The organism is Staphylococcus sp. MSU001 (assembly GCF_052976705.1).
In genome coordinates this window covers 1-21,341 of sequence record NZ_JBRIKK010000017.1, presented here as the reverse complement: position 1 = coordinate 21,341, position 21,341 = coordinate 1, and the positions used below count along the sequence as shown (strand labels likewise).

Genomic DNA, 21,341 nt, shown 5'->3' with positions numbered 1-21,341 from the left:
TTTTTTATATAAGTAACCAATTTTAGAACATAATTTTTCGGAATATTAATTAATTTTGGAAAAATCAAAAAAGCGTGTTGACGGTACGACATCAATTCAATATAATGCAAATATTCAGATAATTTTAATCGGAAATCGGAGGGAGAGATTAGGTGATTGAATTCAAAAATGTTAACAAAGTTTTTCACAAAAAAAGAGAAACTATTCAAGCTTTGAAAAATGTATCATTTAAGATCGACCAACATGATATTTTTGGTGTGATTGGCTATAGTGGTGCTGGTAAGAGTACATTAGTTCGGTTAGTCAATCAACTTGAGACAGTATCAGATGGTCAAGTTATTGTTGATGGTCATGAGATTGATACATATAAAGAAAAAGATTTGCGTCATATTAAAAAAGATATCGGTATGATCTTTCAACATTTCAATTTGCTTAATTCTAAATCAGTCTATAAAAATGTTGCAATGCCACTTATTTTAAGTAAGACAAATAAGAAAGAAATTAAGGAAAAAGTTGACGAAATGTTAGAATTTGTAGGGCTTGCTGATAAAAAAGATCAATTTCCAGATGAACTATCAGGTGGACAAAAACAACGTGTTGCCATCGCAAGAGCATTAGTAACGCATCCTAAAATATTATTATGTGATGAAGCGACAAGTGCTCTGGATCCAGCTACTACAAGCTCAATTTTAAATTTATTAAGTAATGTGAATCGAACATTTGGTGTGACGATTATGATGATTACACATGAAATGAGCGTAATTCAAAAAATTTGTCATCGTGTAGCTGTCATGGAAAATGGCGAAGTGATAGAAATGGGAACAGTTAAAGATGTCTTTAGTCATCCACAAACGAATACTGCAAAAAATTTCGTTTCGACGGTGATTAACACTGAGCCTTCAAAAGAGTTACGAGCCTCTTTTAACACGAGAAAGGATTCAAATTTCACAGATTATAAACTGTTTTTAGACTCCGAACAAATTCAATTGCCAATATTGAATGAGCTTATCAACGAGCATCATCTTAACGTTAACGTATTATTTTCTTCTATGTCAGAAATACAAGATGAAACAGTTTGTTATTTGTGGTTGAGATTTGAGCATGATGAGTCTTTTAATGATTTTAAACTTACTGATTACCTTTCAAAACGACATATTCGGTATGAGGAGGTTATATAAATATGTTTGGTTCAAGTTTAGATTCATCTCAATTATTACAAGCTCTATACGAAACATTGTATATGGTGACAGTATCGCTTGTAATCGGTGCTTTGATTGGTATACCTCTTGGCATCTTGTTGGTGGTAACTAGAAAAAACGGTATATGGTCGAATACGATATTGCATCAAGTATTAAATCCTATCATTAATATTTTAAGATCAATTCCGTTCATAATTTTATTAATAGCCATAGTGCCTTTTACTAAATTGCTAGTTGGAACATCTATCGGTACAACAGCAGCCATAGTACCACTCACGGTTTATGTAGCACCTTATATCGCACGCTTAGTAGAAAATTCATTACTGGAAGTCGATGACGGGATTATTGAGGCAGCTAAAGCAATGGGTGCATCACCTCTTCAAATTATACGTTATTTTTTATTGCCGGAAGCACTTGGTTCATTAATTCTAGCTATAACTACAGCTATTATTGGTCTCATCGGTAGTACAGCAATGGCTGGTGCTGTTGGTGGTGGCGGTATAGGTGATTTGGCTTTAGTGTATGGTTATCAACGGTTCGATACCATTGTTATTGTGATTACAGTCATTGTACTTATTATTATTGTTCAAATTATACAAACGTTAGGTAACTTTATCGCTAGGGTTATCCGTAGAAATTAAAATACTAGTAAGGGTTTTATAAATATTTAGGGGGAATTCATTAATGAAAAAGATTTTAAGTTTTTTAATCATTGCAATTTTAGTTTTAGCAGCATGTGGTGGTAATAATAGTAAAAAGGTAACCATAGGTGTTGCATCCAACGACACGAAGGCTTGGGAAAAAGTTAAAGAATTAGCTAAAAAAGATGATATTGATTTAGAAATCAAGCACTTTTCAGATTACAATGTTCCGAACAAAGCGCTTAGTGACGGGGATATCGATTTAAATGCCTTCCAACACTTTGCTTTTTTAGATCAATATAAAAAAGCTCATAAAGATACCAATATTGAAGCACTTAGCACTACTGTATTAGCTCCATTAGGTATTTATTCAGATAAAGTTAAGAACATTAAAGATGTTAAAAAAGGTGCGCAAGTTGCTATTCCGAATGATGTATCTAACCAAGCTCGAGCACTTAAGTTATTAGAATCTGCAGGTTTAATTAAGCTTAAGAAGAACTTTGGATTAAACGGAACAACAAAAGATATTGAAAGTAATCCTAAAGATTTAAAAATTAAAGCTGTTGATGCACAACAAACAGCGCGTGCACTTTCTGATGTGGATATATCAGTTATCAATAACGGTGTTGCAACAAAAGCAGGAAAAGATGCTAAAAAGGATCCTATTTATTTGGAAAAAGCAAGTTCAGATGCAGTAAAACCATATATTAATGTTGTAGCTGTCAACTCTAAAGACAAAGATAATAAAACCTACAAAAAAATTATAGAACTTTATCATTCAAAAGAAGCTCAAAAAGCATTAAAAGAAGACACTAAAGACGGTGAAAAACCAGTAGATCTTTCTAAAAAGGAAATCGAAGAAATCGAAAATGAGTTGGCAAAAAAATAATATAAAGTTTTAGCGCAACATTCATCATATAGAAATTTTCAGTCTAGAATTCCAGTTATATGTGTTGGTTGCAAAACAATTTTATAGTTAATGACTAAGTTGAAGATATATTTCTATATCTTTCATGGCATTTCACCTTTTTGAAGTGGGATAAAGAATCCATAGCGAATTCTATTCCTACTTCTTTTTTTATTCAAAATGTTGAATTTAGAATCTAGAAATAAGCGTCTGTCTATTTAATATTAATTTGAAAATAGAAAAAATATTATATTCGAAATTGTAAATATAAGGAGCGAAACCATATTAATAATATTTGTAATAAAAAAGACATTGTAATTGACTGCAAAATGTATTAAATTGGATAAATGCAAATATGTTTGAGCGTAGCCCTATTTTTTATTTAAAATAATATTTGTAATCAGAATGTCATCTAAAGCAAACATGCTATACATAATTAAAGAGTATAATATCTTTGTATTGTTAAAACGCGAATAAGCAAAACTAAAGTAGAGGAGGATTTCAAGTGCAAAAAAAATATATTACTGCCATTATAGGAACAACTGCCCTTAGCGCATTGGCATCAACTCATGCACAAGCTGCAACAACGCATACAGTAAAAAGTGGAGAATCTGTATGGTCAATTTCCCACAAATATGGGATTAGTATTGCTAAATTAAAATCACTTAATGGATTGACTTCCAATTTAATATTCCCTAATCAAGTATTGAAAGTATCAGGCTCATCTTCAAGAGCAACGTCAACAAATAGTGGCACAGTTTACACAGTTAAAGCTGGAGATTCATTATCTTCTATTGCTGCAAAATACGGTACAACGTATCAAAAAATCATGCAACTTAATGGGTTAAATAACTATCTTATTTTCCCCGGACAAAAGTTGAAAGTTTCTGGTAAAGCGACGAGTTCCAGTCGTACAAAAGCTAGTGGGTCTAGTGGTCGTACTGCAACATATACTGTTAAATATGGAGATTCACTATCTGCAATTGCTAGTAAATATGGGACAACGTATCAAAAAATTATGCAATTAAATGGACTAACTAATTTCTTTATCTATCCTGGACAGAAGTTAAAAGTGCCTGGTGGTAGTTCTAGTAGCTCATCTTCTAATAATACTAGATCAAATGGTGGCTATTATTCACCAACTTTTAACCATCAAAACTTGTATACTTGGGGACAATGTACATGGCACGTATTTAATAGACGTGCTGAAATAGGAAAAGGTATCAGTACATACTGGTGGAATGCAAATAATTGGGACAATGCATCAGCTGCTGATGGATATACTATTGATTATCGTCCTACAGTAGGCTCAATTGCACAAACTGACGCTGGTTACTATGGTCACGTAGCGTTTGTAGAGCGCGTGAATAGCGATGGAAGTATTTTAGTTTCAGAAATGAACTGGAGTGCAGCTCCTGGAAATATGACATATAGAACAATTCCAGCTTATCAAGTGAGAAATTACAAATTTATTCATTAAGAAAATTGTTTAACAATATATAACTATCAAATTAAGCCCATTGATGATTGGATTAAGAATCATCGATGGGCTTATTTATAGTTTTATAAAGATGCTACCAAATCTTTATAATATCGGAAAAAGTGACTATTTTAACAAGTCTAAGCTTTGCATAAGTTGTTTGTAATTATTCACTGCGGCGTTATATTTTAAAGCGTCTTTATTTTTCACTTCTTGTAGTGGGTACTCAATGATGTTAATCATATGTTTTGATAAACTATCAATATCATTTTTTTCAATGAGATAGCCATTTATTCCGTTTTGAATAATTTCACTTGGACCGTAACGAACGTTATAAGATAGGACTGGACACCCCATTTCTATACTTTCCATAAGTGTTAAGCCAAATCCCTCATATTGACTTGTAAGTAGAGAGGCTTTAGAATTTTTAAATTCTTGTAAAGGTTGATTGGTATATTTAAATATTTTAACTTTATCCGATAATTTTAATTCTGAAATCAAAGTATGCATCAATGGAATTTGATTATCTTCATCTCTACCAAATAAATGTAATTCTGTTTGGTAACCACTTTGCAAAAACTTGTGATAAGCTCTAATAATATGATCAATCTGTTTCTCTGCGCTAAAACGTCCTATATATATAAAGCGATTTTGATTGTTTGAGGAATCTTGTTCTACCTCTGTATTTAATTCGATAAAATGTGGTACTAGTTGAAATTGGTCGTCACTTATAGGGAGATGTTGCTGTATATCGTGCTTTTGTTGGTGAGTGAGAACAATATACTTATAAACATTTTTCGATTGATTTAAAGCAAATCGATATGATTTTTTTATTTGGTCCCCTGATAAATGCGAGCTATGTAAAACAAGAATGTTTTTTGTTTGGTGCGTTTGCTTAAGTAATGGCTTATCTAAAAATCGAGCATCATTAAAGACGATATCTTGATCTTTGAATCTATTCTGAAAATAAAACTGAGCTAACAATTTATCGTTTTTAAAGGTCTTATAAAGTTTTTTATTTCTATATATTTCTACGCCATTAATTTTGCTGTTTGGTTTAGTTTTAAAATATCTCTTGCAGTACATAGAGCCCTCAGTATCAAATAATTCGTCACTATGTTTTAAAGAAGAGTCATCATAATAATATTCTTTTCTATGAAGTTGGCCGTATAAATTATATTGATGGCGCTCATATTTCAATCCTGATGTGGGAGAAATGAAGTCCTCATATTCAAGAACATTAGACTGTCCATAATACTTTCGAGATCTCACATGACATTCATTATTATAATAATGAATAAGATCACTCTTTTTTCCTCGCCTATCAATAAGTCCTTTAATCTTTCTAGGTGTTTTAATGTATTTTGGATTCCTAGTAATCAATGTTTTTGGGACTTTAAAAAGTTTGAAATTTGATAACCATTCATACATATTTTCGAATTGTATATTTTCTGTAACTTTGTTTTCTTGTCTGTATTTTTTATAAATACTAGGATAATTACCATGATAATTAGTGGTGAGAATTTTACTTGGAATTTTAAATTCTTCATCTAACAGTTTAATTCGTCTGAGTAAAGCTTGAGTCCTACCACCATGGGATAATGGGAGGGTGGTTGTTACTGTGTATATCATAATTAATTCTCCTTTATTTCAAACTTAAATTATTAGAAAAGTTGTATAAATTGTTAATTACTCATGATAAACATTTTTATGAAAATTACAAGAATTTTAATAACTATTCAGTATTTGTACTATATAACCGTGTTGATGATTAGTATTAAATGCAATGCTTTGTCACACTATTTTATAATTGTTTAATTTGTTTAAAATAAAAAAGAGGTGAGGAAGAATTTTTAAACTCTTCATCTCCTCACCCCTTACTTTAAGATGACTAGTTTAAAAATGATTAAAACGATATTTTAAAACTAGTCATCTCATACGAATATATTTTAATGTTTGGCAACTTATTTTTTCTCAAAAAATTTAATTATCAGTTTTAATTTGTTTAGTGATAGTCATATTCATCTCTAACTTTTTTAAAACTTGTAAATAAGCGTACCCCGTTGATTGCAAATGATCCAAGTGCACTTAACTTACGAAGTTTAGATGCGGATTTAATAGAAATGTAAAAATCAATGATTGTTCCTAGTGCGCTTAGACCTAATGATAAATAGACAAGTTGTTTATTCTTAGCATTATAGCGAATCCCGTTATAACCATCTACAATGAATCCTGCTACGTTGAATAATCTTGATAATTGTTTAGCCATAAATAATGATTCCCTCCGTATACCATACTTATTTTGAAGAATAAAATATTCGAATGTATGGTTAAATGTCATATTTTCAATTAAAAGTAGTTTAGTTAAATCATGTAGTAACTTATTTATGATAACATAATACTAAATATAAGTATGAAATTGAAGATATTTATTATGAATAGGGATGAATTGATGAATGATTAAATGTGTTTGCTTAGTTGAAGAAAAGAATCATCAGTTACTACTTGTACAAGTTCGACATAGAGATAAGTATTATTTCCCGGGTGGTAAAATTGATGAGGGTGAGAGTCTTGTGGAAGCTTTACAAAGAGAATTGAAGGAAGAATTGCGCTTAGAATTAGCTAAAGATGAACTAGAATTTATTGGAACTATTGTCGGAGAAGCCTATCCACAACCTAATATGTTGACTGAACTTAATGGATTCAAAGTTAATCGAGCTATAGATTGGTCAAAAGTTGAAACCGATCATGAAATTACTGACATGAAATGGTTCGATATCAATGACAGTGAAAACATAGCGCCTGCAGTAAATACTTGGATTAAGGAATTTATCAATCATTAATAGATAGGAGTTAAATATTAACATCATATTACGCAACTTAATTTCTATTGATGTGAAGTTTTGATAATATCAAGTTTATGAAAGATCGTTAATTAAGTATTTAAACCGTACTCATCATAGAATCCATTAGACTAACCTAGTTGTGCAGGTACATAGATGACTGAATCTTTCTGAGTGGAAAGATTAATGGCTAGACAGTATATGAAAACACCTGTTTGCTATATTATTTTGATAATGCATTATAGAAAGTTAATGTTGAGGATAAGTTGTCGGCGAAAAATGAGTAAGTTGTTACACAGATGATATATATTTTTTCATGGGTTAAAGAATTTACGTACACTATCAAATATTAAAAATAAGAACATGACGAATATTTATTAAAAATGCAATTACTTTAAATTAGGTCTATACATTAAGAATAATATTAAACATCCCATCGCCATATAATAATTAAGTTAAACTGTTTGATCATAAACGCTCGCTATAATTATTTAAAGGCGGTGGGAATATTTTATTTATTTTGTTGATTCGTAAGAGTCTTCTTTTGACTGACATGTTTAATCATAAATGCTGTAATCCATGCAGTAATGGGAATGCTAATTGCAACGGCGATGCCACCAAGTAAAATAGCTATAAATTCCTGTGTGAATATTTTCGAATTAATGATGTGTCCAAATGAATAATGTAATTTAAAGAACCAGAAGAATAAAGTTAATTGTCCTCCGAAAAATGCTAAATAAATGGTATTGGCAGAAGTTGCTAATATCTCTCTACCCACGCGCATACCAGACTGAAATAATTGATGCTGATTTAAATTTGGATTTGTCTCATTTAGTTCATACATAGGGGAACTAATTGTTATTGCTAAATCAATGACTGCTGCTATCACTGCAAGAACAATTGTAAATACCATAAACTGTACCATATTAATACCAATATTCATTGAATACACATATGTTTCATCCTGCTGTTCGGTTGCAAAACCTTGTAAGTGCCCCATCCCAACTGAAAAGTATATCATGAGTATTAATATGAGTATTGTTGCTAAAGTACCTAGAAAAGCTGCTTGTGTTTTGACGTTATAACTATTTAATACAAATAAATTAATTGCGGCTATGATAAAGCAAAATATAAATGTGACAAGATAGATTGGTACACCATATATAATTAAAAGAATACTTATTACAAGAATGATAAAGTTTAAAAACAAAGTAAAAAAAGAAATGAGTCCTTTCTTACCTCCGAAAATAACCATTATCAACAATAATAAGAAACCTAAAATAGTAATTGCACTCATTGATTAACACCTCGCAGTTTAAGCCATAGTTCCATTAAAGCAATTGTTATAGGAATAGTTAAAACGATGCCTATCCCACCAGTTAATGCTCGAGCAATTTCTAATGACCAATTCATCGAAATAGTATAAGTAATAGTGTTAGCATTTTTTAAATAAATTAGAAACATAGGTAAGCTACCAGATAGATATGAAAAGAGTAGTATGTTAGTCATTGTTCCCATTATATCCTGACCGATATGTCTTCCGGCAAGAGCCCAACGTTTCATTGATATTTGAGGGCTACGTTGTAAAATTTCATACATCCCACTTGCTATAGTAATAGAAACGTCCATCACTGCTCCAAGTGTACCTATTAGTACGGAAGCTAGAAAGACATCTTTAGGAGGGAGAGTAAGGAAAGTGATTGTTTCGTATTTTATTCCATTTCCCCCGGTAAATTTGATGATGACTTCGGTAATTCCAACACATAAGAACGTTCCAATCAGCGTACTTACAATAGTAATTAAGGTTCGGGTATGCCAACCTGTTACAAGTAGCAAAGTGAAAGAAGTGGAAATGATAATGGCACAAGTCATCAATAAGAATAAACTTATAGTCCCATATTGATTATGTATTAAAATAGCTCCCATAACGGTAATAGTATTAACGATAAGGGATAATATAGATTGAAGTCCTACTTTTTTTCCTACGACTAAAACAGTAAGTAAAAATAAGCCGGTTATTATGACAACAATAGTATCTCGTTTTTTCTCTATAATCGTTGCGTCTTTAGGATTTTTAGAAATATGTAAAACAACTTTGTCATTTTTGGAAAATGATTCTGAATCAGCTTGAGATTTCACATATTGGTGGGGGATCGTCGTTGTTTGTCCCTTGAATTCACCATTTAGAATCTTGAATGTTAGCTTCTCTTTGTATTTAATATCTTTATTTTTGTGCTCGTCTGTTACCTTTTGTGATTGGATATCAGTAATTTGAGTGATTTGTCCTATAGGCATATTATAAAATCTATCGTTAAAAAACGTGAATATTAACGTACCTAAAAATAGGCAACTAAAGATTATCATCATCCAAGTAAAAGGTATTTTTAAAAAATTCTTGGATTGCATCTTAAAACCTCAATTCTCAACTTAATAATCATATTGATATAGCGATTATACGACCTTTTATGATTGAACTCAAAAAGTTATCAATGAAATGTTGATGTCGAAGAGTGATAAAGTTTTACAAAGATAAGATGAATAATTAATATATAGTAGATTTATTTAATAATGTGTAAATTAAATCCCATGCTACATTAATGTCGTTTTTCTTGTTATCTTTTCGCATAACTACACATAGCGTTCGTTTTAATTCTGTATGATTTAAAGGGATTTTAGTCCAATTTACGTGATTATATAGTAAACAATTTTGACTAGAAATAATAAATCCCTTATCATTACTCAAAATATGTTGCGCGAGTTTCATATCTGAAATCATTCGTACTTGTGCTTTAGTCTTTTCAATCAATTTACTTTTTATAGAGTTTGTCATTGGTTCGAGACAGTATAGTGATTGATTTGTAAATTGAGATAGCGGGGGATGTATAGTCATAGCTAGCGGATGTGATTTGGGTACATACATATGATAATTTTCTTCAAATAAAGGCATGACGCGTAAATGTGTTTCCCGTTCTAACACAGGAGTAAATTCAGTGATTGCAATATCCAACTGATTGGAAAGAATTTGATCTAATAATTTATCATGTATTGTAAGTTGCGGAATCATGGTACTGTTACTTTGTTGTTCAAATGTTTGAATTAGGGGAAGAATCATTTGAGAGGCATCACTTTCTTCATATCCAATATAAATTGTCTGTTGATTATGTGATGCGTGTTGTTGAAATGAGTGAATGGTTTTATCCATTAATTCTAGTATTTGAGTTGCCTGTGAGAGTAACTGTCTACCTTCAACAGTTAATATGATATTTCTACCACTTCTTTTAAATAATGTCACCCCCAATTCTTTTTCGAGTTGAGTGATTTGACGACTAATCGCAGACTGTGCAATGTTTAGTTCTAATGCTGCATCTGAAATATGCTCTCGACGTGCAACCTCTACAAAGTATCTAAGTTGTTTTATATCCATAGTTGATTTCCCTCCATTCAATAAAATAAATACTGTCTTATTCTAAACCTAGTATATCAGTATTTTTTGGAATCGTTCTAATAATTAGATGAATTTAATCTAATTTATATATTGAACAGATAAATAAATTACATTATAGTTATTACTATCAAACAAAATTGTCAGAAAATTCTAATAAGGGAGTGTGCATCATGTACAATGAGAAATTAAAAAAGGGACTATACGATTATCGTGAAGAGCATGATGCGTGTGGTATTGGATTTTATGCCAATATGGATAATAAAAGATCTCACGATATTATAGAAAAATCTTTAGAAATGTTAAGACGGTTAGATCATCGTGGTGGAGTAGGTGCCGACGGTATTACTGGTGATGGTGCTGGAATTATGACGGAGATACCATACCAATTGTTCGAACAATTAACAGAATTCAAAGTTCCCGGCGAAGGATATTATGCCGTGGGATTATTTTTTTCTAAAGAGAAAGTTAGAGATTCAATTCACGAAGAGATGTTTAATCAATATTTTGAAAGTGAAGGTTTTAAAGTCATTGGATATAGAGATGTGCCAGTAGATACTCGCGCTATTGCTCAACATGTTGCAGATACTATGCCTTATATTCAACAAGTATTTGTTGACATCACAGGTGTAAATGAAGTTGAAAAACGATTGTTTTTAGCAAGAAAACAAATTGAAAAATATAGTGAAACACAATCCATAGATTTATATTTCACAAGTCTCTCTCATAGAACGATTGTTTATAAAGGTTGGTTACGTTCGGATCAAATTAAAGGGTTATATTTAGATCTACAAAATGAGGCATATCAATCAAAATTAGGACTTGTACACTCCCGCTTTAGTACTAATACATTTCCAAGTTGGAAACGTGCACATCCCAATCGAATGCTTATGCACAATGGTGAAATTAATACCATTAAGGGTAACGTAAACTGGATGCGAGCACGCCAAAATAAACTAGTTGAAACATTATTTGAAGATGAGAAAGATAAGGTGCATTTTATTGTTGATGAAGATGGTAGTGACTCATCAATAGTTGATAATGCGTTAGAGTTCTTATCATTAGCAATGGAGCCTGAAAAAGCAGCGATGTTATTAATTCCAGAGCCATGGTTATACAATGAATCTAACGATAAAAAAGTTCGTTCTTTCTATGAATTTTATAGTTATTTAATGGAGCCATGGGATGGACCAACTATGATTTCCTTTTGCAATGGAGATAAGATAGGTGCATTGACCGATAGAAATGGATTAAGACCTGGGCGTTATACAATAACTAAAGATAATTTTATTGTTTTTTCTTCCGAAGTAGGTGTCATTGATGTTCCGGAAGAAAATGTAGCATTTAAAGGACAACTTAATCCTGGGAAGTTATTACTTGTAGACTTTTTACAAAATAAGGTTGTAGAAAATAATGAGCTAAAAACTAATATTGCTAATGAGTTGCCCTACGAACAATGGCTAAAAGATTATAAAAATCAAAATGATTTAGATAATATTTATTACCAATCTTCCGACTGGGATGATCAAACACTCTTCCGCTTACAGAAACAATTTGCTTACACTAAAGAAGATATCAATAAATATATGACAGATTTAGTCATCAATAAAAAAGATCCCATTGGAGCGATGGGATATGATGCACCTATTGCAGTTCTTAATGATAAGCCTGAGTCGCTATTTAATTATTTTAAACAATTATTTGCACAAGTTACCAATCCACCCATCGATGCTTATCGAGAAAAGATTGTAACGAGTGAACTTTCATATTTAGGTTCAGAAGGGAACCTTTTATGTCCTGATGAATCAGTTTTAGAAAGAATTCAATTAAAAAAACCAGTTTTAAATGAAGCGCAATTATCATCAATCGATCATTCGTATTTTAATGTAACGTATTTATCTACACTTTATACAGATGATTTGGAAAGTAGCTTAACTGAACTAGGGAACCGAGCAATACAGGCTGTACATGAAGGGGCGAAAATTTTGGTGTTAGACGATACGTCGTTAACTCACGAAAATAGTTATGCAATGCCAATTTTATTAGCATTAAGTCACGTGCATCAATTATTAATTCGAGAAGGATTAAGAATGGAGACCAGCCTCATTGCGCAGTCCGGTGAAACACGAGAAGTTCATCATGTTGCATGTTTACTTGGTTATGGTGCAAACGCTGTAGTTCCATATTTAGCGCAACGAACGATTGAACAATTAACGCGTCAAGGTCAACTTTCAGGAAACGTCGCTGAAAATGTTGCTACGTATACCAATGTATTGTCAGAAGGCGTTATTAAAGTGATGGCTAAAATGGGCATTTCTACCGTACAAAGTTATCAAGGAGCACAGATATTTGAAGCGGTAGGTTTATCGAATAGCGTCATAGAAAAATATTTTACAGGTACACAGTCAAAATTATCTGGTATAAGTATTGAACAAATAGACCAAGAGAATAAAGCGAGACAAAGTGATGATTCTGATTATCTTGAATCCGGAAGTGTATTCCAATGGAGACAACAAGGTCAGCATCATGCATTTAATCCTCGTACGATTTTTTTATTGCAGCATGCATGTAGAGAAAATGATTACGAGTTATTTAAAAAATTCTCCAAAGCTGTAAATTTAAAACGTACGGATCATATTAGACATTTATTAGAATTCAAGACACGTCAATCTATTGATATTAGTCGTGTTGAACCAGCAAGTGAAATTGTGAAACGTTTTAATACGGGAGCTATGAGTTACGGCTCTATCTCAGCAGAAGCACATGAGACTTTGGCTCAAGCTATGAATCAAATTGGAGGTAAAAGCAATAGTGGAGAAGGTGGTGAAGATTCTTCACGTTACGAAATTCAAAAGGATGGAAGTAATAAGATAAGTGCAATTAAGCAAGTTGCATCAGGTCGTTTTGGGGTGACGAGTGATTACTTGCAACATGCAAAAGAAATTCAAATTAAAGTTGCACAAGGCGCTAAACCAGGGGAAGGTGGACAACTACCAGGTTCAAAAGTATATCCATGGATTGCTGAGACTAGAGGTTCGACACCAGGTATAGGATTAATTTCACCACCACCACACCATGATATTTATTCAATTGAGGACTTAGCACAGCTCATTCATGATTTAAAAAATGCAAATAGAAGAGCTGATATTGCAGTTAAACTTGTATCTAAAACTGGCGTTGGAACTATAGCTTCAGGGGTAGCTAAAGCTTTCGCCGATAAAATTGTTATAAGTGGTTATGATGGAGGTACAGGTGCATCGCCTAAAACAAGTATTCAACATGCAGGTTTGCCATGGGAGATAGGCCTTGCCGAAACACATCAAACACTTAAATTAAATGATTTGCGTAGTCGTGTAAAATTAGAAACGGATGGTAAGTTACTAACAGGTAAAGATGTAGCTTATGCTTGTGCGCTCGGTGCAGAAGAATTTGGTTTCGCAACAGCACCACTTGTTGTTTTGGGGTGTATTATGATGAGAGTTTGTCATAACGATACGTGTCCAGTAGGAGTTGCAACACAAAACAAAGATTTGAGAGCTTTGTTTAGAGGTAAGGCACAGCATGTAGTTAACTTTATGTATTTTATAGCTGAAGAATTACGTGAAATTTTGGCTTCACTTGGTTTAGAAACAGTAGAAGAGTTAGTAGGGAGAACAGATCTTCTTCAACGTTCGACGCAATTGAAACCAAATAGTAAAGCAGCGTCTCTTCAAATAGAACGTTTAATTGAACAATTTGACGGTGTTAATACGAAAGAGATATCACAAAATCATCATCTTGATGAAGGATTCGATTTGAATTATCTGTACCCAGACGCACGCTATAGCATTGAAAACGGGCACTCTTTTACCGGAAATTATGTTGTTAATAATGAACAGCGAGATGTAGGTGTAATTACAGGTAGTGCGATAGCTAAACAATATGGAGAAGAAGGATTGCCTGAAGATACGATACTTGCTTACACTGAAGGTCATGCAGGTCAAAGCTTAGCTGCATATGCACCACGCGGATTAACAATTCATCATACCGGTGATGCTAATGATTATGTAGGTAAAGGATTGTCCGGTGGAACTGTCATCGTAAATGCTCCAAATAGTCAGCGTGAAAATGAAATTATAGCAGGAAATGTAAACTTTTACGGGGCTTCTAGAGGTAAAGCGTTTATCAATGGTAAAGCTGGTGAGCGTTTCTGTATTAGAAATAGTGGCGCAGATGTTGTGGTAGAAGGTATTGGTGATCATGGACTTGAATATATGACAGGGGGACATGTCATTATCTTAGGAGATGTAGGAAAGAACTTTGGCCAAGGTATGAGCGGGGGCGTAAGTTATATTTTCCCTTCTGACGTGGAGACATTTAAAAAGGTTAATGCGCTTGAAACTTTAGAATTCAGTAGTATACGTTTTGATGAGGAAAAATCCCTTATCAAAGACATGCTCGAAGCACATTTTAAGCATACACGTAGTAATAAAGCACGCCAAATACTCGACCAATTTGACAATATTGAAAAGTTAGCAATTAAAGTTATTCCAAAAGATTACAAATTAATGATGCAAAAAATTGATTTGAAAAAACGTCAAATGGAACGTGAAGATGAAGCAACACTGGCAGCGTTTTATGATGATAGAGAAACAATTGAACAAGAGTTACAGCCAGCAGTCATTTATTAAAGAAGTGGGGGATTATCATGGGCGAATTTAAAGGATTTATGAAATATGATAAACAGTCGCTATCAGAATTGTCTTTGGTAGACCGTCTTTCGAATCATGAAGCGTTTCAACAACGCTTCACTAAAGAAGATGCTTCGATTCAGGGTGCTCGCTGTATGGATTGTGGAACACCTTTTTGTCAAACTGGGCAATCTTATGGAAGAGAAACAATAGGATGCCCTATTGGTAATTATATACCTGAGTGGAACGACTTAGTCTATCATCAAGATTTTAAAGCTGCTTACGAAAGATTGAGAGAGACGAATAATTTTCCTGAATTTACAGGAAGAGTTTGTCCAGCACCATGTGAGCAATCATGTGTTATGAAAATTAATAGAGAATCCGTGGCGATTAAAGGTATTGAACGTACAATTATTGACGAAGCATATGAGAACGAGTGGGTTCATCCCGCATATCCTGAAGATCATAAGGACCAACGAGTTGCTATCGTAGGTAGTGGCCCAGCGGGACTTACAGCAGCTGAAGAATTAAACCTTAAAGGCTATAAAGTTACGGTTTATGAAAAGGCGCATGAACCAGGTGGCTTGCTAATGTACGGCATACCAAATATGAAACTAGATAAAGACGTAATACGTCGACGTGTATCACTTATGAAAGATGCTGGGATTTTATTTAAAACAGGCGTTGAAATTGGCGTCGATGTGAGCCGTGAAACACTTGAAGAAAATTATGATGCTATTATTTTATGCACAGGTGCTCAAAATGCGAGAGATTTGCCATTAGAAGGACGAATGGGCTCTGGTATTCATTTTGCAATGGACTATCTTACTGAACAAACCCAGTATCTAAATGGTGAGATTGAAAGTTTGAGCATTACTGCTAAAGATAAGAATGTAATTATTATTGGTGCTGGTGACACTGGTGCAGACTGTGTAGCGACTGCATTACGTGAAAACTGTAAATCTATTGTCCAATTTAATAAATATACGAAGCAACCTGAAGAGATTACTTTTGAAAGTAATACTTCCTGGCCATTAGCAATGCCTGTTTTCAAAATGGATTATGCGCATAAGGAATATGAAGCTAAATTTGGTCAAGAACCAAGAGCCTATGGTGTACAAACAATGCGCTATGATGTTGACGAGTTAGGAAATGTTAAAGGCTTATATACACAAATATTAAAAGAAACGCCTGATGGTATGGTTATGGAAGATGGACCAGAACGATTTTGGCCGGCTGATTTAGTCTTATTATCTATAGGGTTTGTTGGCACTGAAACCACTGTTCCGCATGCGTTTGATATACACACCGAGCGTAATAAAATTGTAGCTAATGATACAAATTATCAAACCAATCATGCTAAAATATTTGCTGCAGGAGATGCAAGACGAGGTCAGAGCTTGGTTGTTTGGGCAATAAAAGAAGGTCGTGAAGTAGCACAGTCTGTTGATCAATACTTAAGTAAAAAAGTTCTAGTGTAAACTCAAGAATAATTATATTGACTTTTAATTAAAGTCATTATATTATTGTTATTGTGTTAATTGGAGGAATACCCAAGTCCGGCTGAAGGGATCGGTCTTGAAAACCGACAGGGCCTTAACGGGCCGCGGGGGTTCGAATCCCTCTTCCTCCGCCATTAGAATTTAAATTCCAAGACTAATAGATACCAAAGGCAAGTGCTTATGTTAATAAGTATTTGCCTTTTTATGTTGTATTTGTGATTTTTATATATAAATAAATTTTTTTATGTAACTCATTGTGCAGAAAATTTAAATGCTTTTGGAGATAAAGACTAATGACCGTAGGAGAAATGTTTTCAAAGACAATTAATCATTGAAAAGGATTTGAAATTAGATATAAGTTATTCAAGTAAGTCTATTACTTTTGAAACTGTTTCATCTTTTGAGTACGAAATTTTTGGTGATCATTTTACACCTTTTACAGCTACTGTCAGAAGTACTGTTTTTTATAGATACCACATGTTTTCAACATATTATTTCAAAACAATTAGCCACAGAATTTTTAAGACGACGATAATTACATTTTAATGAGTTTCAAAAATCGTCGTGTTTTTTTTAAAAGCGAAGAAGATTAAATTTTTACGCTTGCAAAGAGAGGCAGAATTATAGTAATATAGTTCTTACCGTGCTAGGTGGGGAGGTAGCGGTTCCCTGTACTCGAAATCCGCTTTATGCGAGACTTAATTCCTTTGTTGAGGGCGTATTTTTGTGAAGTCTGCCCGAAGCACGTAGTGTTTGAAGATTTCGGTCCTATGCAATATGAACCCATGAACCATGTCAGGTCCTGACGGAAGCAGCATTAAGTGGATCCTCATATGTGCCGTAGGGTAGCCGAGATTTAGCTGTCGACTTCGGTAACGTTTATGATATGCGTTCGATACAAAGGTGCATGGTTTTTTACTTTAGATTTAAGCAAATTTTTATATAGATAATAAAGGTCTAGGTTATGAAACTTAGATATATAGTCCGATGTGAAGTTATTTAAATTTCATTCAGGGCTATTTTTTTATTTACAATTAAACTTAATATAATAGCTATTGATTTCAATCTTAAAGTTGGAGTAGTTATTATGAAGCGTTATAGTTATTTATCTAAATATTAATTTCAATGTTTGATGTTAAGTGTGATGTTTTACTTCAAGTCATTTTTATTAAATGGATTAATAACGAATAATTTGTTAAAGTTATATCGTTGTAAAATAAAAACCTAGTTAATTAAAAAAATTACGTCGAAATATAGAATGGCTTATTATAATGGAGGATACATGCATATTTATTTAAGTACTTTAACAGAGGTCGATTATGAAACGTCACTAAATAGTATAGAAAATAATTATAATCTAAATCCAGAATCCAGTTGGCAAGATCGAGCGCGCGTTAAAAATCTAAGAAAACTTGAAAGCTACAATTATGAATTAGAAGTTATAGCTAAGAATGAATTGAATGAAGTTATAGGTCACGTTGTGTTAGCAGAGGTTAAGTTGTCGTCTAAAAACAAAAAAGCGATAGCGTTAGCCATTGGTGCACTGTCAGTAGATAAATCTATTCGAAACCAAGGATTAGGTCAAGCGCTGTTAAAAGCTGTAGAAGAACGTGCTAAAGAACAAGGATATTGTGCTATTTTTGTAAATAATCATCCTCAGTACTTTGAGAAATCTGATTATGAAGCAGCTCATTTATATAATATACATATAGAAGAAAAACGAAATGATCAAACATTATTAGTAAAATTTCTAAAACCGGTTCAAAATGAATGGTCTGGAATGACAGTGTATTATCCGGAAGTACTGGATTGATTTTTAATTGAAAAGAAAATATAAGAGCGTGATATAATAATGAGTAATTGTTAATGGAGGTGCTACGGTGGATTACCAAGCTTTGTATCGTATGTATAGACCGCAAAGTTTTGATGATGTGGTTGGACAAACGCATGTAACTAAAACACTGCGTAATGCAATTTCAAAAGGTAAACAATCTCATGCATATATTTTTAGTGGTCCGAGAGGTACGGGTAAAACGAGTATTGCAAAGGTTTTTGCCAAAGCTATTAATTGTCTTAATAGTGACAATGGTGAACCTTGTAATGAATGTGCGATTTGTAAAGGAATCACACAAGGTACGAATAACGATGTAATTGAAATTGATGCTGCAAGTAATAACGGTGTAGATGAAATAAGGAATATTAGAGATAAAGTTAAGTACGCACCTAGTGAATCTAAGTATAAAGTATATATTATTGACGAGGTTCATATGTTAACTACTGGTGCTTTCAATGCTTTGCTTAAAACATTAGAAGAACCACCAGCGCATGCTATATTTATCTTGGCAACAACAGAACCACATAAAATTCCACCCACTATTATTTCGAGAGCGCAACGATTTGACTTTAAAGCAATTAGCAGTGACCAAATTATAGATAGACTTAAGTATGTAGCTAATTCCCAATCTTTGGATTACGACGACGCAGCATTAGAATTTATTGCTAAAGCATCAGAAGGTGGTATGCGAGATGCATTAAGCATTATGGACCAGGCAATAGCGTTCGGAGACGAACGACTTACTTTACAAGATGCTTTAAATGTTACAGGTAGTGTTGATGAAGCGGCGTTAAATGAGTTGTTTAATGACATTGTAAAAAGTGATGTTAAAGCTGCATTTAATAGATATCATCATTTTATTTCAGAAGGTAAAGAAGTCAACAGACTCATTAATGATATGATTTACTTTGTTAGAGATACAATAATGAATAAAACGTCTAACGAATCCGTTCATTTTGAATCACTTATTCATTTCGACTTAGATATGTTATACAAGATGATAGATATCATAAATGATACACTAGTATCCATTAGGTTCAGTGTAAATCAAAGTGTTCATTTTGAAGTGTTACTAGTTAAACTTGCAGAAATGATTAAGACACAGCCTCAAACTGTACAAAATGTAGCAACAGCATCGGTAGCTAATGAACCAGATAATGAAATGTTATTACAACGCTTAGAACAACTTGAAAATGAGCTTAAAACCTTAAAAGAACAAGGAATCAAAGCTAATAAAGTTAATAAACAACCTAAGAAGCCAACACGCACGATTCAACGATCTAAAAATGCGTTTTCTATGCAACAGATAGCGAAAGTATTAGACAAAGCAAACAAAGATGATATCAAATTATTGAAGAACCATTGGCAAGAAGTGATTGATCATGCGAAAAGTAATGATAAAAAGTCTTTAGTTAGTTTACTACTGAATTCAGAACCGGTAGCAGCTAGTGAAGATCATGTGTTAGTTAAATTTGATGAAGAAATTCATTGTGAAATAGTAAATAAAGATGATGAAAAGAGAAATAATATTGAAAGTGTAGTTTGTAATATAGTTAATAAAACTGTCAAAGTAGTAGGAGTGCCGGCTGACCAATGGCTGAGAGTGAGAGCAGAGTACTTACAAAATCGTAACACCAATGAAACACATCAAAGCGAAAAACAAAGCACACAACAGTCTCAACAAATAGATATTGCTCAAAAAGCTAAAGACTTATTTGGTGAGGAAACTGTACATTTAGTTGATGAAGACTGATACATGACAAGTGATATATTGGTATGTATAATGTAATAAAAGCTAAATTTTTATAGAAATTGTTTACTATTAAGGAGGAAATGAAATTATGCGCGGTGGCGGAAATATGCAACAAATGATGAAACAAATGCAAAAAATGCAAAAGAAAATGGCTCAAGAACAAGAAAAATTAAAAGAAGAACGTGTTGCTGGAACAGCAGGCGGAGGTATGGTGACTGTTACTGTAACAGGTCATAAAGAAGTTGTAGATGTAGAAATTAAAGAAGAAGCTGTTGATCCAGAAGATGTTGAGATGCTTCAAGATTTAGTATTGGCGGCTACAAATGAAGCGATGAATAAAGCAGATGAGTTAACACAACAACGTTTAGGTAAGCATACTCAAGGCTTAAACATCCCTGGAATGTGATGAAATATGCATTATCCAGAACCTATATCAAAGCTTATCGATAGTTTTATGAAACTGCCAGGCATTGGACCAAAGACGGCTCAACGTCTGGCTTTTCATACTTTAGATATGAAAGAAGACGATGTTGTTAAGTTTGCTAAAGCACTAGTTGATGTTAAAAGAGAACTTACCTATTGTAGTGTTTGTGGACATATTACAGAAAATGATCCTTGTTATATATGTGAAGATAAACAGCGAGATCGTTCTGTCATATGTGTAGTTGAGGATGACAAGGATGTCATAGCAATGGAAAAAATGCGTGAATATAAAGGTTTATATCACGTGCTTCATGGTTCGATTTCACCAATGGATGGTATTGGGCCTGAAGACATCAATATACCTGCATTAGTTGAACGCCTCAAAAACGATGAGGTGAAAGAACTTATATTAGCTATGAATCCTAACCTAGAAGGTGAGTCTACTGCAATGTATATATCTAGGCTGGTTAAGCCAATTGGGATTAAAGTCACAAGACTGGCACAAGGTTTATCTGTAGGCGGCGATTTAGAATATGCTGATGAAGTGACTTTATCTAAAGCAATTGCAGGTAGAACGGAAATGTAATAATATTTACCACTTAAAAGTCTGGGATATAAGTCAATATTCTAGGCTTTCTTTATATTTA

General features: G+C 33.1%; 16 protein-coding genes, 1 tRNA gene, 1 other RNA gene and 1 pseudogene. 14 read left to right on the top strand and 5 right to left on the bottom strand.

The genetic code is table 11. The annotated features are described in order from the left end of the window. Positions 1-152 precede the first annotated feature (152 nt). From ACVBFA_RS08860 to aae, 4 genes are all read left to right on the top strand, one after another. On the top strand, positions 153-1,178 hold the full coding sequence (locus tag ACVBFA_RS08860; RefSeq protein ID WP_002486470.1) for a methionine ABC transporter ATP-binding protein: 1,026 nt from the start codon (positions 153-155) through the stop codon (positions 1,176-1,178). A gap of 2 nt (positions 1,179-1,180) precedes the next feature. After that, positions 1,181-1,840 (top strand): methionine ABC transporter permease, encoded by a 660-nt coding sequence (locus ACVBFA_RS08855; protein WP_001829353.1) that lies wholly within the window; start codon positions 1,181-1,183, stop codon positions 1,838-1,840. A gap of 43 nt (positions 1,841-1,883) precedes the next feature. Continuing rightward, the gene (gene gmpC / locus ACVBFA_RS08850) at positions 1,884-2,729 is read left to right on the top strand and encodes a dipeptide ABC transporter glycylmethionine-binding lipoprotein (protein WP_126122216.1); all 846 of its coding nucleotides are present in this window, start codon (positions 1,884-1,886) and stop codon (positions 2,727-2,729) included. Between the two features lie 523 nt (positions 2,730-3,252). Then, positions 3,253-4,227 (top strand): autolysin/adhesin Aae, encoded by a 975-nt coding sequence (gene aae, locus ACVBFA_RS08845; protein ID WP_002447730.1) that lies wholly within the window; start codon positions 3,253-3,255, stop codon positions 4,225-4,227. Positions 4,228-4,353: 126 nt separating this feature from the next. Here aae and ACVBFA_RS08840 read toward each other — a convergent pair whose 3' ends face one another. Both ACVBFA_RS08840 and ACVBFA_RS08835 read right to left on the bottom strand, forming a co-directional pair. Further along, on the bottom strand, positions 4,354-5,859 hold the full coding sequence (locus ACVBFA_RS08840; RefSeq protein ID WP_126122215.1) for a glycosyltransferase: 1,506 nt from the start codon (positions 5,857-5,859) through the stop codon (positions 4,354-4,356). 373 nt (positions 5,860-6,232) lie between these two features. Further along, positions 6,233-6,496 carry a hypothetical protein gene (locus ACVBFA_RS08835; RefSeq protein ID WP_126122739.1) on the bottom strand — a complete coding sequence of 88 codons (264 nt, stop codon included), beginning with the start codon at positions 6,494-6,496 and terminating at the stop codon, positions 6,233-6,235. 187 nt (positions 6,497-6,683) lie between these two features. Between ACVBFA_RS08835 and ACVBFA_RS08830 the strand changes: the two genes are divergently transcribed. Then, a complete protein-coding gene (locus ACVBFA_RS08830) occupies positions 6,684-7,070 on the top strand; it encodes an NUDIX domain-containing protein (protein ID WP_002458581.1) in 387 nt (128 codons plus the stop codon). Between the two features lie 511 nt (positions 7,071-7,581). Here ACVBFA_RS08830 and ACVBFA_RS08825 read toward each other — a convergent pair. The 3 genes from ACVBFA_RS08825 to gltC form a co-directional block, all read right to left on the bottom strand. After that, positions 7,582-8,367, bottom strand: coding sequence for a YibE/F family protein (locus tag ACVBFA_RS08825; RefSeq protein ID WP_126122426.1), 786 nt, complete (start codon positions 8,365-8,367; stop codon positions 7,582-7,584). Beyond that, complete coding sequence (locus ACVBFA_RS08820; RefSeq protein WP_002447735.1) at positions 8,364-9,476, bottom strand: YibE/F family protein; 1,113 nt, start codon at positions 9,474-9,476, stop codon at positions 8,364-8,366. The genes ACVBFA_RS08825 and ACVBFA_RS08820 overlap by 4 nt, the downstream gene beginning before the upstream one ends. Positions 9,477-9,612: 136 nt before the next feature. Further along, complete coding sequence (gene gltC / locus ACVBFA_RS08815) at positions 9,613-10,494, bottom strand: glutamate biosynthesis transcriptional regulator GltC (RefSeq protein ID WP_002486462.1); 882 nt, start codon at positions 10,492-10,494, stop codon at positions 9,613-9,615. A gap of 191 nt (positions 10,495-10,685) precedes the next feature. Here gltC and gltB point away from each other — a divergent pair, with 191 nt between their 5' ends. From gltB to recR, 9 genes and pseudogenes are all read left to right on the top strand, one after another. Next, positions 10,686-15,182: a glutamate synthase large subunit gene (gltB, locus tag ACVBFA_RS08810; protein ID WP_002476178.1), complete on the top strand. Its 4,497-nt coding sequence runs from the start codon at positions 10,686-10,688 to the stop codon at positions 15,180-15,182. Between the two features lie 17 nt (positions 15,183-15,199). After that, on the top strand, positions 15,200-16,663 hold the full coding sequence (locus ACVBFA_RS08805; RefSeq protein ID WP_002476176.1) for a glutamate synthase subunit beta: 1,464 nt from the start codon (positions 15,200-15,202) through the stop codon (positions 16,661-16,663). A 62-nt stretch (positions 16,664-16,725) separates the two neighbouring features. Further along, a tRNA-Ser gene (locus ACVBFA_RS08800) sits at positions 16,726-16,818 on the top strand. Between the two features lie 196 nt (positions 16,819-17,014). After that, positions 17,015-17,219 (top strand): annotated as a pseudogene (locus ACVBFA_RS08795) (trehalose operon repressor); the annotation flags it as partial. A 106-nt stretch (positions 17,220-17,325) separates the two neighbouring features. Continuing rightward, positions 17,326-17,595, top strand: an RNA gene (gene ffs / locus ACVBFA_RS08790) — signal recognition particle sRNA large type. A 371-nt stretch (positions 17,596-17,966) separates the two neighbouring features. Further along, positions 17,967-18,497, top strand: coding sequence for a GNAT family N-acetyltransferase (locus ACVBFA_RS08785; protein ID WP_002486833.1), 531 nt, complete (start codon positions 17,967-17,969; stop codon positions 18,495-18,497). Positions 18,498-18,564: 67 nt separating this feature from the next. Beyond that, positions 18,565-20,271 (top strand): DNA polymerase III subunit gamma/tau, encoded by a 1,707-nt coding sequence (dnaX, locus tag ACVBFA_RS08780; protein ID WP_002447740.1) that lies wholly within the window; start codon positions 18,565-18,567, stop codon positions 20,269-20,271. Positions 20,272-20,359: 88 nt separating this feature from the next. Further along, a complete protein-coding gene (locus tag ACVBFA_RS08775; RefSeq protein WP_002447741.1) occupies positions 20,360-20,677 on the top strand; it encodes a YbaB/EbfC family nucleoid-associated protein in 318 nt (105 codons plus the stop codon). Between the two features lie 6 nt (positions 20,678-20,683). Continuing rightward, complete coding sequence (recR, locus tag ACVBFA_RS08770) at positions 20,684-21,280, top strand: recombination mediator RecR (RefSeq protein ID WP_001829377.1); 597 nt, start codon at positions 20,684-20,686, stop codon at positions 21,278-21,280. The last annotated feature ends 61 nt before the right edge of the window (positions 21,281-21,341 follow it).